Below are 13,004 nucleotides of genomic sequence, written 5' to 3' on the forward strand. Positions count from 1 at the left end.
AGCGAGCCCGCGGCCAAGGCCGAGCCCGCCGCCGACCTCGGGTCGGGTGGGTCGCTGTTCGACCTGACGCCCGAGCCGGCCAAGGCAGCTCCGGCAGCCCCGGCAGCCCCGGCAGCTCCGACCGAATCGGCAACGTCCGACGAAGCGGCTGCCCCGGCGACCGAGTCGTCGGACGTCCCGAGCGAGCCTGCGGCCCAGGCCCAGCCCGCCGCCGACCTCGGAGCGGGTGGGTCGCTGTTCGACCTGGCCGCACCGGAGGCTCCTGCTCCGGCTGCTCCGGTCGAGGAGTCCGCTCCGCCCGCTGAGGCTGCTCCAGTCGCAGAGGCCGCCCCCGTCGAGGAGGCCGCTCCGGCCGAGCCGGCAACGTCCGACGAAGCGGTTGCCCCGGCGACCGAGTCGTCGGACGTCCCCAGCGAGCCCGCGGCCAAGGCCGAGCCCGTCGCGGACCTCAGCTCGGGTGGGTCGCTGTTCGACATCGCGGCTCCGGCAGCACCTGCCGCGGCACCCGCGACGCCGGCACCGGCAGCCACCGAGGCGCCCGCCCCGGCAGCCACCGAGGCACCCGTCGAGGAGGTTGCTGACGCACCGGTCGCTGAGGACGAGGCACCCGCCGAGCCCGCCGAGGACGAGGCACCCGCCGAGCCCGCCGAGGGCCTGGCGGGAGGCGCGGCGCTGAGCCAGGCTGCGACCTTCGCTCCCGACGACGACCCGGAGACGATCCTGGACGCCGACGACGCGCCCGAGGCGGAGCCGACCGACGCCGAGCCGACCGACGCGGAGCCGACCCAGGCCGAGCCGACCGACGCCGAGGAGCCCGAGCCGGCCACCGAGGAGCCGGAGGCGAGCACGACGCCGAAGCAGTCGGGCGGCGCCGTACACACGCCGAAGACCGATGTCGACATCAACGAGTCGGGATCGCTCTTCGACCTCTGATCACCCCGCTCGACCGATCGGCCCTGGAACTCCACGCATCTGCGTGGAGATTCGGGGCCGATCGCCATTTCAGGCATGGATCTCCACGCAGGTGCGCGGAGTTGCATGTACACCAAGGTGATGTCACCAACTCTTGACGTGACATCATAGTGATGTCATCGTGGTGCGCATGGACATCACCCCCTACGTCGAGTCCCTCCGCCGGGATCTGCTGGCAGCGGCCGAGGCGGGCGGCGACGAGGTCCGCCAGGCAGCCGAGCGGCTGACCTACGCGCTCGACCCGAGCGCGCGCCTGGCGCTGATGGAGGCCATCTCGCAAGCAGCCGCCGAGATCACCGCCGAACTGCCGGACGGCGGGGTCGACGTGCGGCTCAACGGCCGCGAGCTCGACTTCGTCGTCGACATCGCCCCCACCCCGCCGACGCCGCCGACTCCCCCCACCCCGCCGGCTCCCCCGGTCGCGCCCGACGAGGAGGAGGGGCTGGCCCGGATCACCCTGCGCATCCCCGAGTCCGTCAAGGCGCGCGCGGAGGAGAAGGCGGCCGACGCCGGCCACAGCCTCAACACCTGGCTGGTCAACGTCGTCCGCGCCGCCACTCACGAGCACGCCGTCAACGTCGACATCGACCTGTCGAGCCTGCCCTTCTTCGGCCAGGACCCCTTCGCGAAAGGCCGCGGCTCTCGCCGCATGACCGGCTGGCAGTAGTCCCGCAAGCCCGCACGAGCACGAGCTGACCAGCACCCAGGCTGGTCGGCAGGACCTTCACACCCTGGAGACAGCCATGCAACGCACCTTCGAGACACCCCAACCCATCGAGCTGTACGTCGAGAGCAACGCCGGCCTCGTCACCGTCACCGCCGCCGACGTGGCCCGGACCGAGGTCACGATCACCGGCAAGCACGCCGACGAGTTCGTCGTCGAGCAGCGCGGTGACCAGGTCCAGGTCGTCGGGCCCCGGCAGCGCGCGGGCTTCCTGTCCGGCGGCAACCACACCGCGGACGTCCGGGTGGTCATGCCTGCCCGGAGCGCCCTCACGGTCCGGACCGGGAGCGCCGACACGACGGTCCACGGACCGATCGACGGCCTGTGGGTCAACACCGGTTCGGGCGACGTCACCGCCGAGCTGGTGGACGGCACCACCGAGGTGACGAGCGGTTCGGGCGACATCCGCATCGTCGAGCTCCGAGGCACTGCGCGCATCAAGAGCGGGTCGGGCGACGTCGCCGTGACCCGGTGCGCGGAGCTGGCGATCTCGACCGGTTCCGGTGACGTCCGGATCGAGACCGTGGGCGGCCGACTGGCCGTCAAGACGGGGTCCGGCGACGTACAGGTCGGCGAAGCGGCCGACGACCTCTCCCTGTCCACCGGCAGCGGCGACCTCACGGTCGACGTCGCGCACAAGGGTCGTTACGTGGTCAAGGGGGCCAGCGGCGACGTCCGCATCGGTGTCCCGGCCGGCACCCCCGTGTGGACCGACATCACCACGATCTCCGGACGCGTCCAGTCCGACCTGACCCCTGTGGGCGCACCCGCCGAGGGCCAGGACCACCTCGAGATCCGCGCCACGACCGCCAGCGGCGACATCAGCCTCCAGCAGCGTTGAGAGTAAGGAGCACAGCCATGTATGCACGCACCGAGATCGAGCTGATCGCCCGGCACCACCGCGCCGAGCGCCGCCACGAGGCCGCGAGCAGGCGCCGCAGCCGCAGCGTCAGCCGCCGCACCCGAGGTTGATCAGGACTTCATCGCCACACCGCGACGCCAGTAGCCCATGAAGGCGACCTGGCTGCGGTCGATGTGCAGTTCGTTGACGAGGTGGCGCCGCAGGCCGGTCACGACCTTCGACTCGCCGGCGATCCAGGCATAGAGCCCGTCGAACTCGTGGCCCACGGCGCGCGTGGCGGCGATATCCTCACCCGAGGACGAGTAGGACGGCGTCTCCCACAGGTCGGGGTCGACCTCCTCGGGCGAGACCTCGACCGCCGGGCTCGAGATCCCGAGGTGGGCGACGACCTCGTCGTGCAGGCGCTGCCCGAGGGGCGCGTCACCCCGCGCCAGCCACGTGATCGAGACGCCGTCGGGGCGCCGTACGTCGAGGACGTCGGCCGCCGTCGGCACCTCCACGATGACGGCGCCGGTCGCCGTCGGGGGGAGCTGTTCGAGGACGGCGCACACGGCGGGTACGGCGGTCTCGTCGGCCACCATCAGCAGGTCGTCGCCTGCCGCAGGAGCGAACTCGATGCCGCCGTAGGGGAAGCCCAGGCGCGGCGCCAGCATCACGACGCGGTCGCCGAGCGCGGCCCCCGCGGCCCAGCTGGACCCGGGACCCACCTGGTCACCCTCGAGGTGGAGCACGATGTCGACGACGATCACGGTGTCGATGCCGGAGCCGCGCACGTCGCGGATCGTGTAGGTGCGCATGTGTCCGCGCTCCTCGGTGGGCTGGTCGAGCCAGGTGCTGAGCCACGACTCGTCCGCGTCGGCGACCGACGTGATGGCGCCGGTGACGGGGTGGGGGAAGACCAGCTTGATGCGCTGGTCGTAGCGCGGGCCGTCGACTCCGAACTCGGCCAGCCCGGCGCCGCCGAAGCCGATCCGGACGAAGCTCGGGCTGAGTCGCTCGACCGAGACCACCTCGACCTCGGTGAGCAGCATGGGCAGGGTGGCGGCGCTGACGGTGGTGGTCATGGGAGCTCCTGGGTCGGTGGTTGAGCCTGGCGAAGGTGCCGCGAGACGGGCACCACGAGCGGGGTGTGCGAGACCGGGTCGTCGATGACGCGGTTGTCGAGACCGAAGACGGTCCGGACCACGTCCTCGGTGACGACCTGGCGGGGCGTGCCCTCGGCGACCACCGCACCGTCGCGCAGCGCGACGAGGTGGTCGGCGTAGCGGGCGGAGAGGTTGAGGTCGTGCAGGACCATCACGATCGTGGTGCCGCGACGGGCGTTGAGGTCGGCGAGCAGGTCGAGCATCTCGACCTGGTGGGCGACGTCGAGGTAGGTCGTGGGCTCGTCGAGCAGCAGCAGGTCGGTGCCCTGCGCGAGCGCCATCGCGATCCACACCCGCTGTCGCTGTCCGCCCGAGAGCTCGTCCACGACCCGGTCGGCCAGGCCGAGGGTGTCGGTCAGCTCGAGCGCCTCGGCGACGGCCTCGTCGTCGACGCTGGTCCAGCGCTGGAAGGCGCCGTGGTGCGGGTGCCGGCCGCGACCGACGAGGTCGACGACGGTGACGCCCTCGGGGGCGATCGGGTTCTGCGGCAACAGCCCGAGGATGCGGGCGACGTGCTTGGTCGGCTGGCGGTGGATCACCTCGCCGTCGAGCAGGACCACCCCCGACTGGGGCTTGAGCAGGCGCGCGAGCCCGCGCAGCAGGGTGGACTTGCCGCAGGCGTTGGCCCCGACGATGACGGTCACCTTGCCGTCGGGGACCTGCAGGTCGAGGTCGGTGACGATCGGCCCGTCGGCGTAGCCCAGCGTCAGGCGTGACGCGGACAGCCGGGTGGCGGGTGCGGTGGCGGAGGTCATGCCGCCCTCCTTCCGGTACGGCCGCGAGCGAGCAGCCAGAGCAGGAACGGCGCGCCGATCGCGCCCGTGACGACACCGACCGGGAGATTGGTGTCGGGGATGAGGTAGGAGCCGAGGTAGTCGGCGGCGACCACGATCACGGCCCCCGCGAGGGCGGAGCCGAGCAGGGTGGTGCGCCCGCCGTTGAGCGCGCGGGCGATCGGCCCGGCCAGGAACGAGACGAAGGCGATCGGCCCGGCAGCAGCAACCGCCACCGCACAGAGCACCACGCCGAGCAGCAGGAGCAGCTCGCTGCGCGCACCCGGGACGCCGAGGCCTGCGGCCGTGTCGTCGCCGAGCTCGCTGATCCGCAAGGACCGGCCCAGCCACCACGTGAGCGGCAGCAGCACCAGCAGGACCAGCGCGAGGAGGCGGATCGTCGGCCAGGCCACGCCGTTGACGCTGCCGGTCAGCCAGCGCAGCACCAGCTGGGCGTCGTACTCGTCGACGCGGGTGAAGACGTACTGGATCACCGACTGCATGGCCGCCGCGGCGCCGATGCCGACGAGGATCAGCCGGTGCCCGCCGTGGGGTCCGGCCACCAGCCGGACGACGAGCGCGACCGTGATCGCGCCGATGATCGCCGCGATCGAGACCGAGAGGCCCTGCCAGCCCCACAGGGCGATCGCCACCACCGCGACGGCGCTCGCACCGAGGTTGACGCCGATGATGTCGGGGCTCGCCAGCGGGTTGCGCAGCGTCGTCTGGAAGAGCCCGCCGGCCACGCCGAAGGCGACGCCCGTCAGCAGGGCCAGCACGGCGCGCGGCAGCTTGCTCTCCAGGACGATGTAGGACGCGCCCGGGATGTCAGTGCCGGTGAGGATCCGGAAGAAGTCGGGGATGGTGACGGTGTAGTCACCGAGCAGCACCCGCGCGGCGAAGGCGACGAACAGCGCCGCCCCGAGTCCGCCGACGACCAGCCGGTGCCGCCGGCGCGGTGCGCGTCGGGCCCGGCGGACCACGTCGACGGCGTCGACGGGTGCAGGCGCGTCGACGGGGCGCGTGTGCGCGGAGGTCAGCAGGACGGTCACAGGGCACCGCTCCCGGACCGGCCGTGCCGGATGAGGAAGAGGAAGACGGGCACGCCGACGACGGCCGCCATCACGCCGACCTGGACCTCCGCCGGGGGCAGCACGACCCGTCCGAGCGTGTCCGCGAGGACGACGAGCACCGCGCCCCCGAGCGCGGAGAGCGGCAGCACCCTGCCGTGGTCGGAGCCGACCAGTCCGCGCACCGCGTGCGGCACCACGAGGCCGACGAAGGCCACGGGTCCGGCCAGCGCTGTCGCCGTACCGGCCAGGAGGACGACGGCGACGCCGAGGACGACGCGGTCCACGGCGGTACGGCGACCGAGGCCGCGCGCCAGGTCGTCACCGAGCGCCAGGGTGTTGAGCAGGCGAGCGCCGGACAGGGCCAGCAGCGCGCCGACCGCGAGGAAGGGCGCACCGACGAGGAGCACGTCGAGGCCGCGACCGCCGATCGTGCCGACCTGCCAGTAGCGGAACGTCTCCATCGTCTGCTTGTCGACGAGGAGGACGCCGCTCGTCCAGCTCGTCGCCGCGGCGGTCAGTGCGGCGCCCGCGATGGCGAGCTTCATCGGGGTCGCGCCGTCACGACCGATGGAGGCGACGACGTGGACGAGGACCGCGGCGACGGCCGCGCCCAGGAAGGCGACCCACACGAAGTCGCGCAACTCGGAGACCCCGAAGACAGACAGGGCGACGACCATGGCGAAGCTGGCGCCGGCGTTGATGCCGAGGATGCCCGGGTCGGCGAGCGGGTTGCGGGTGAGCCCCTGCAGGACCGCGCCGGCCAGGGCGAGGGCCGCACCGACCGCGAGGCCGAGCAGCGTGCGCTCGACGCGGGCCTGGGAGATGTTGTGCAGCGGGTGCGAGCTGTCCCAGATCGCTGCGAGCGGGATCGTCCGGGCCCCCACGACAACCGACAGCGCGCACGCCAGCGCCACCGCCCCCACGAGGAGGACGGTGACGAGTGGCGTGCCGAGACGACGGGGAGCCCGGGCGACGCCGGTCTCCTCGTCGCGCTCGAGGACAGCAGTGCTGGTCACGAACCGGTGACCGCTTCGGCGATCTTCGGCAGCGTGGTCTCGATCAGGGCGGGGATCGAGAGCGGAGTCGGGTTGGTGTTGGCCATCACGACCTCCTTGTCGGGCTCGGCGTAGAAGTTGCCGGCCGCGATCGCGGGGATCTCACCGAGCAGCTTGTCGCCGACGAGCGTCTGCACGTCCTCGGGCTTCTCCACCCAGGTGATGAGCACGTCGGACTCGAGCTCGGAGGCGCGCTCGGCGGAGACGCTGCCGTAGAACTCGCCCTCCTTGATGGCGTCGGCCACGGCGGGTGCGTCGACCATGCCGAAGTCGCGCAGGATCGAGACGCGCGGGTCCTGGGGGGCGTAGATGCCGATCGTCGAGAGGTCGGCGGGGGTGAGGTAGGAGTAGATGAGGGACGCCCCGTCGAGCTCGGGGTAGTCCTTCTTCGCGGTGTCGATGACGGCCTGGGTCTCGTCCTCGACCTCGTCGGCGAGGGCGGTGCGACCGAGCGCCTGGCCGATCGTCTCCAGCGAGGTCTGCCACTGCGTGGTCCACGGGAACTCGGGGTAGGCCACGACGGGCGCGATCTTGCTGAGCGCCTTGTAGTCGGCCTCGGTGATGCCCGAGTTGGTGGCCAGGATGACGTCCGGCTCGAGCTGGGCGACCTCGTCGATCGGCGTGCCGTCGGTGTCGTCGTAGCGCACGGGTGCCTCGGCGCCTGCCTCCTCGACGGCCGCGTCGAACCAGTCGGTCGAACCGGCCGCGTTGCCACCCCAGGTGATCTTGGTGGCGCCGACCGGCACGACGCCGAGCGCCAGCGCGTGGTCGTGGTCGGTCCAGCCGAGCGTCGCGACGCGGGTGGGAGCCTCCTCGATCCTCGTCTCGCCGAAGGCGTGCTCGATCGTGACCGGGAACGCGTCGGCCTCAACCTCGGTGGAGGTGGTCGGGTCGGTCGCGGCGTCGGTCTGGGCGCTGGTCGAGCCGGTGCTGCAGGCGGACAGGGCGGCCACTGCGATGGCGGCCGCGGCGCCGAGGCGCACGCTGCGAATCTTGGGCAGGGTCATGGGAACTCCGTGGTTAGGGATGCCTTAGTGAGGTCACCCTAACTTAGGCATTCCTAAGTTGGCTCGGCCCGTCCGTTGCGCTGCGGTGCGGTCGGTTCAGATCGCCGTACGGTGGAAGTTCTGGAAGCTCTTGCTCGGGGTCGGGCCGCGCTGGCCCTGGTAGCGCGAGCCGTACTTCTCCGAGCCGTAGGGGTGCTCGCTCGGCGACGTCAGCCGGAAGAAGCAGAACTGGCCGATCTTCATGCCGGGGTAGAGCTTGATCGGCAGCGTGGCGACGTTGGCCAGCTCGAGGGTCACGTGACCGCTGAAGCCCGGGTCGACGAAGCCTGCGGTGGCGTGGGTCAGCAGGCCGAGGCGACCGAGGCTGGACTTGCCCTCCACACGCGCGGCGATGTCGGCGGGCAGGCTGACGACCTCGTAGGTCGAGCCCAGCACGAACTCGCCCGGGTGCAGGATGAACGGCTCGTCGCCCTCCGGCTCGACCTCGCGAGTCAGGTCGGACTGGTCGGAGGCCGGATCGATGTGCGGGTAGCGGTGGTTCTCGAACACGCGGAAGAACCGGTCGAGGCGCACGTCGATGCTCGACGGCTGCAGCATGGCCGGGTCCCACGGGTCGAGGGCGATCCGCCCGGCGTCGAGCTCGGCGAGGATGTCGCGGTCAGAGAGAAGCACGGGGGCAGCCTAGTGACTCGTGGCGATTACGGGCCGGTGGCGCAAGCATTGGACAATGCCGAGGTGACCTTCCACCGCTTCGTCGCCCTCGGCGACTCCTTCACCGAGGGTGTCGGCGACGCCGAACCCACCCGGCCCAACGGCCTGCGGGGCTGGGCCGACCGCGTCGCCGAGGTGCTGGCCACCCACACCGACGACTTCAGCTACGCCAACCTCGCCGTCCGCGGACGCAAGATCGACGGCGTCATCGCCGAGCAGGTCCCCGCGGCGATCGCGCTCGACCCCGACCTGATCTCGATCTACGCCGGCGGCAACGACATCCTGCGCCCGTCGGTCGACATCGACGCGATCTGCGCGCGCTACGACGTCGCCCTCGGCAAGCTCGCCGCGACCGGCGCGCGTCTGCTGGTCTTCACGGCCTACGACCCCGGCGGCTCCGCGATCTTCCGCCCCCTGCGCGGCCGCTTCGCCGTCTACAACGAGATGGTCCGCTGGTCGGCCGAGCGCCACGGCGCGACGATCGTCGACTACTGGCGCCTGCGCGACCTCCGCGACCAGCGCCACTGGGACGGCGACCGCCTGCACATGGGTCCGCACGGGCACCAGCGCGTGGCCATCGCCGTCCTCGACGCCCTGAAGGTCCCCCACACCCTCACCGTCGAACTGCCCGAGCACGTGCTCAGGACGCGACGCGAGATCTGGAACGAGAACGCGACCTGGACCCGCGAGAGCCTCGCGCCGTGGGTACGCCGCCGCCTGGCCCGTGCCTCGTCGGGCGACACCGTCGCAGCGCGCTGGCCAACCCTGAGTCGCCTCGACTGACCCGCGCCGGGGTCAGGTACGATTCCGGCGCATCCTGCGGATGTAGCTCAGTTGGTAGAGCGCGACCTTCCCAAGGTCGATGTCGCGAGTTCGAATCTCGTCATCCGCTCCGAGCGAGAGTTCCTCAGGCCGCGACGAAGTCGCGGCCTGAGGTGTCTCGCGAAGCGGCGCAGCACGGCGCAGCCGGGCAAGCCGGGCGCAGCGCACCTGAAACTCCACGCAGGCGCGTGGAGATTCAGGGCCCTTTCGTGCCTCCGCCCTGAAACTCCACTCCTCTGCGTGGAGTTTCGGACACGCGGGTCCGCCGCCACGCCTGGTGTGACGCATGGGGAGGTTGCGACTTTTGTGAACAGAGGGGACAGTGGGATGCCCACGATGTCCAGCACATTGAGGTCTTCCCCATGCATCTCGGATCCCTGCTCCACCCTGCCCACCCCCGACGACGAGCGATCGCGGTCGCTGCCGGCGCCCTGACGCTCCTCGTGGCGACCGCGCCCTTCCTCCCCGACGACTCCGGACCCCTGCCCGAGATCACGACACAGGGCGACGAGTCCGACCAGCCCCCCACCTCGGTCGATACGGCGACGCGCGGGTCGATCACGCCCGAGATGCGCGCGGAGATCGACCGCGTGGTGGCGGAGGGCGAGGGCATGTCGGTGTCGGCGCGCTCGTCGACGTACAGGCTGGCGACCGCGACCACGCGCTGCGCGGTGTTCGAGGGCCAGCGCTACTGCCTCGGCCTCGGCTGGACGACGAAGACCCAGGAGGAGGCGGCGGCCGGGATGGCCGACGCGGCGGCGCCGCGGCCCACGCGCACCCCGCCGGAGCAGACGGGCGACCTCGACCCGGCCGCAGCCATGCGGCAGCGCGCCGACCTCCCCACCCACGAGCGCGCCGCGGCCGAGCGGGCCGAGCTCAGCGCCGCCGCACGCGCCGTTGCGAAGGTCTGGCTGATCCGCCACGAGATCCAGGGCGTCCCGCTGCCCGACGGGTTCGCGGACCGGCACCCCGAGGCGCAGGTCGCCGCGCGGGCCACTGCGCGCAACCACCCGCGGAAGTTCGAGATCCTGCGCGAGAAGCAGGTGCGACCGCAGCAGGAGTACTACTGGTGCGGGCCCGCGGCCATGCAGATGATCGCCTGGGGCTGGCGCGACCGCCGGCAGGGCCAGGCGCTGTGGGCCGACCGGCTCGGCACCACGACAGCCGGGACCGGGATCACCGAGATGGTCCGCGTCGTCAACAACAACACCGGCTACGACAACGCAGAGCACGCCGGCGAGTACATCGTGCTCGACATCAGCGACTTCACCTACAAGCAGTGGTGGCGGCTGATCAAGAAGCACGTGCACACCTATGAGGCGCCCGTGGTGCTGCACCCGGTCCTGCTCCGCCAGTACTTCCCCTACCTCGACGACGACGCCTCCGGCCACTTCCAGGTCGGCCGCGGCTACGAGCGCACCGAGGACGGGCAGAAGCTCCTCGGCTACTTCGAGCCCTGGGACCAGAGCGAGTTCGACCCCACCGAGCCCAGGATCGCGCGCAACCAGTGGCAGTCCGCCTACAAGAGCTTCCGCGCCAACCAGGCCCACTTCCAGCACAACCTGGGTGTCTGATGCCCCTTCCAGTCCGTACGGCGATCGCCACCCTCCTCCTCGCCGCGACCGGCTGCAGTGCCGCCGAGAAGCCGGTGTCCGACCCGACGTCGATCGAGCCGAGCCAGACCCCGACCAGCGAGCCGACCGAGGCAACTCCGCTCGACTGGCAACCCACGGGCCACTCCGTCGACGAGCGCGTGGTCGTCGGTGAGACCTGGACGGCGGTCGCGACCGAGACCGACGTGCGGTTCGAGAGCAGCACCGGCGACGTCGACGACGTGCGAGTGGAGGACGACGGAGGCGGGACCGTCAACGCCGTACTCCTCGAGGGCGACACCGCCGTCGTGTCGTTCGCCTACGGCGGCGAGACCATCGTCGGCACCGGCTACCGCATCGACCTGACCACCGGCGATCAGGCCGAGATCGTGACGCCGGAGCCGGCGAACGGCGGCGACTGGGCGATGGTCGACGACAGCCTCTACTACCCCGCGCTCGACGAGGACCAGCAGGCATGCCTGGCCACGCTGGCCGTCGACGACGGCAACGGCGAGGAGAGCTGGTGCCCGCCCGAGCGCGTGGGCATTGCCGAGCTCGAGGCCAACGAGTACGGCGTCACCGCGATGCTCTTCGACTACGACAGCGACGTCTCGTGTCGGACGCTCACCATGCTCGACCAGGCCGGCGTCCCGCAGCCGGTCGACGGGCCGGCGGAATGCGTGGGCTGGGACATCGCCGCCACCAGCACGGGCATCATCTGGTCGGAGGTGGTGAAGCCCCATCGCCAGGAGGAAGCCGTCTTCGACGCCATCGAGCCCCACATGGCACACGTGCTGTCCACGGGCACGACCGGCTCCCTGACCTCCTGCGGCGGCGACACCTTCTTCGTCCGCGACCCGGCCAGGCCGACCGACTCCGCGCGCCTGATGCGCTGGGACGGCACCGACGTGAGTGTCGCCTACGAGTCGCAGTCGACGGGCAACGCCTTCATCGGCAAGCCCGAGTGCGCCGACGGCATCCTGACCATCTCGTCGTACGGCGACCAGGGCGACGAGCAGGTCTGGGCTAGCGTTCGCTAGGTGAGTTTCGAAGGCTTCCCCGTCGCCGCCCTCGACTTCTACGACGACCTGGAGATGGACAACACCAAGTCGTTCTGGGAGGCCAACAAGGCCGTCCACGCCGAGTCGGTCGCCGCTCCGATGAAGGCGCTGGCGACCCTCGTCGAGCCGGAGTTCGGGTCGATGAAGGTCTTCCGCCCCTACCGCGACGTCCGCTTCGCCAAGGACAAGACGCCCTACAAGACCCACCAGGGCGCGTTCGTCGGGGTCGCCCCCGCGACGGGGTGGTACGTCGAGCTGTCGGCCCGCGGCGTACGCACCGGAGCCGGCTTCTACGACGCCGACGCGGCGCGCCTGGCCGCATTCCGGGACGCGATCGTCGACGACAGGACCGGCCAGCAGCTCAGGCGGATCCTGGCGAAGATCGAGAGGGCAGGCTTCGAGGTCTCCGGCGACCAGCTCAAGACGGCGCCGCGCGGCTACGACAAGGAGCACCATCGGATCGGGCTGCTGCGGCACAAGCAGCTCTTCGCCGGCCGGCTTATCGGCTTCGAGCCGGTGATCCACACGGCGTCGGTCGGAGACGTCATCCGCGACGACTGGCGCACCCTCAAGCCGCTCGTCGACTGGCTGGCTCGGCTCGACCCGGCGTAGACGCGCGGACATTGGTCGGCCGGAGACACGTCGACCACGCTCAGCGTCGACCGCTGAGCGGAGCAATGTCCGCGCGTCTACGAGCGCGCCTCAGCCGAACCAGACGTCGCTGCCAGCCAGCAGCCGGAGCTGCTCCTTGCTCAGCGGCGGCTCGGGAGCCAGCGGCGGGGACTCCTTGCCCTCCGCGGCGTTGTAGGACAGCGCCGACACCGAGTAGCCCCGCCGCCACCATGTGACGCCGTGCGCGGTCACCCCGTCAGCCGTATCAGGACCCCACTCCAGCCGCGTGCTGCCGTCCGGGAGCTCCTCGCAGGTCTGTTCGGCGCACTGCGCCATGGTCAGCGTTCCCTGCTCGATCACCACGGTCGTGAGCATCCCGTCGAGGAGGAAGTGCGCGGTCCGCGACTGCTCGTCACCGCCGGACTCGCCCGGACGATCACCGACGGCAGGGCTGCGATCCAGGATCAGGTTCACGGTCCCCTGGATCTCCTCGGCCGGGACGGCCAGTCCCTGCGCCGGTTCGAGCGGGGCAACGCTGGGGGTCTCGGGGGCGGGCGGGTCGGTGGCGACCTGCGCCGGGGACGCGTCGGGGTCG

The 13,004-nt window shown here is 71.5% G+C and carries 13 protein-coding genes, 1 tRNA gene and 1 pseudogene; 8 read left to right on the forward strand and 7 right to left on the reverse strand.

The genetic code is table 11. From position 1 onward, the window contains the following. The 3 genes and pseudogenes from CF8_RS23295 to CF8_RS17075 all read left to right on the forward strand — a co-directional run. Nucleotides 1-933: pseudogene (locus tag CF8_RS23295) on the forward strand (Fe-S cluster protein); the annotation flags it as partial. 169 nt (nt 934-1,102) lie between these two features. Further along, a complete protein-coding gene (locus CF8_RS17070) occupies nt 1,103-1,639 on the forward strand; it encodes a toxin-antitoxin system HicB family antitoxin (protein WP_010834346.1) in 537 nt (178 codons plus the stop codon). Nucleotides 1,640-1,715: 76 nt separating this feature from the next. Then, a complete protein-coding gene (locus tag CF8_RS17075; protein ID WP_010834347.1) occupies nt 1,716-2,537 on the forward strand; it encodes a DUF4097 family beta strand repeat-containing protein in 822 nt (273 codons plus the stop codon). Nucleotides 2,538-2,668: 131 nt separating this feature from the next. Here the strand turns inward: CF8_RS17075 and CF8_RS17080 are convergent, their stop codons facing one another. From CF8_RS17080 to dcd, 6 genes are all read right to left on the reverse strand, one after another. Next, nucleotides 2,669-3,622, reverse strand: coding sequence for a siderophore-interacting protein (locus CF8_RS17080; RefSeq protein ID WP_010834348.1), 954 nt, complete (start codon nt 3,620-3,622; stop codon nt 2,669-2,671). Then, nucleotides 3,619-4,458, reverse strand: a complete 840-nt coding sequence (locus CF8_RS17085; RefSeq protein WP_010834349.1) for an ABC transporter ATP-binding protein — start codon at nt 4,456-4,458, stop codon at nt 3,619-3,621. The genes CF8_RS17080 and CF8_RS17085 overlap by 4 nt, the downstream gene beginning before the upstream one ends. Further along, nucleotides 4,455-5,528 carry a FecCD family ABC transporter permease gene (locus tag CF8_RS17090; RefSeq protein ID WP_010834350.1) on the reverse strand — a complete coding sequence of 358 codons (1,074 nt, stop codon included), beginning with the start codon at nt 5,526-5,528 and terminating at the stop codon, nt 4,455-4,457. Before CF8_RS17090 ends, CF8_RS17085 begins: the two co-directional genes overlap by 4 nt. Then, nucleotides 5,525-6,565: a FecCD family ABC transporter permease gene (locus tag CF8_RS17095; protein WP_010834351.1), complete on the reverse strand. Its 1,041-nt coding sequence runs from the start codon at nt 6,563-6,565 to the stop codon at nt 5,525-5,527. The genes CF8_RS17090 and CF8_RS17095 overlap by 4 nt, the downstream gene beginning before the upstream one ends. Beyond that, a complete protein-coding gene (locus tag CF8_RS17100) occupies nt 6,562-7,611 on the reverse strand; it encodes an iron-siderophore ABC transporter substrate-binding protein (protein WP_010834352.1) in 1,050 nt (349 codons plus the stop codon). The genes CF8_RS17095 and CF8_RS17100 overlap by 4 nt, the downstream gene beginning before the upstream one ends. Before the next feature lie 96 nt (nt 7,612-7,707). Then, entirely contained in the window at nt 7,708-8,283 is a 576-nt protein-coding gene (gene dcd, locus CF8_RS17105) for a dCTP deaminase (protein WP_010834353.1), read from the reverse strand. Between the two features lie 63 nt (nt 8,284-8,346). Between dcd and CF8_RS17110 the strand changes: the two genes are divergently transcribed. The 5 genes from CF8_RS17110 (at nt 8,347) to CF8_RS17130 (ending at nt 12,409) form a co-directional block, all read left to right on the forward strand. Continuing rightward, entirely contained in the window at nt 8,347-9,105 is a 759-nt protein-coding gene (locus CF8_RS17110) for an SGNH/GDSL hydrolase family protein (RefSeq protein ID WP_107705388.1), read from the forward strand. Between the two features lie 36 nt (nt 9,106-9,141). Continuing rightward, nucleotides 9,142-9,214, forward strand: a tRNA-Gly gene (locus tag CF8_RS17115). A gap of 292 nt (nt 9,215-9,506) precedes the next feature. Beyond that, nucleotides 9,507-10,718 carry a C39 family peptidase gene (locus CF8_RS21175; RefSeq protein WP_010834356.1) on the forward strand — a complete coding sequence of 404 codons (1,212 nt, stop codon included), beginning with the start codon at nt 9,507-9,509 and terminating at the stop codon, nt 10,716-10,718. Beyond that, a complete protein-coding gene (locus CF8_RS17125; protein ID WP_010834357.1) occupies nt 10,718-11,776 on the forward strand; it encodes a hypothetical protein in 1,059 nt (352 codons plus the stop codon). The genes CF8_RS21175 and CF8_RS17125 overlap by 1 nt, the downstream gene beginning before the upstream one ends. Beyond that, entirely contained in the window at nt 11,777-12,409 is a 633-nt protein-coding gene (locus CF8_RS17130) for a DUF2461 domain-containing protein (RefSeq protein WP_010834358.1), read from the forward strand. 90 nt (nt 12,410-12,499) lie between these two features. Here CF8_RS17130 and CF8_RS17135 read toward each other — a convergent pair. Further along, a partial coding sequence (locus CF8_RS17135; protein WP_036491325.1) for a hypothetical protein occupies nt 12,500-13,004 on the reverse strand: 505 nt, incomplete at its 5' end.

The sequence above is a fragment of the Nocardioides sp. CF8 genome (assembly GCF_000389985.1).
Lineage (GTDB): Bacteria > Actinomycetota > Actinomycetes > Propionibacteriales > Nocardioidaceae > Nocardioides > Nocardioides allogilvus.

Excerpts from the sequence above, each read along its gene's own strand:
- CF8_RS17070 (WP_010834346.1), top strand. The coding sequence starts at position 1,103 with ATGGACATCACCCCCTACGTCGAGTCCCTCCGCCGGGATCTGCTGGCA.
- CF8_RS17075 (WP_010834347.1), top strand. The coding sequence starts at position 1,716 with ATGCAACGCACCTTCGAGACACCCCAACCCATCGAGCTGTACGTCGAG.
- CF8_RS17080 (WP_010834348.1), bottom strand. The coding sequence starts at position 3,622 with ATGACCACCACCGTCAGCGCCGCCACCCTGCCCATGCTGCTCACCGAG.
- CF8_RS17085 (WP_010834349.1), bottom strand. The coding sequence starts at position 4,458 with ATGACCTCCGCCACCGCACCCGCCACCCGGCTGTCCGCGTCACGCCTG.
- CF8_RS17100 (WP_010834352.1), bottom strand. The coding sequence starts at position 7,611 with ATGACCCTGCCCAAGATTCGCAGCGTGCGCCTCGGCGCCGCGGCCGCC.
- CF8_RS21175 (WP_010834356.1), top strand. The coding sequence starts at position 9,507 with ATGCATCTCGGATCCCTGCTCCACCCTGCCCACCCCCGACGACGAGCG.
- CF8_RS17125 (WP_010834357.1), top strand. The coding sequence starts at position 10,718 with ATGCCCCTTCCAGTCCGTACGGCGATCGCCACCCTCCTCCTCGCCGCG.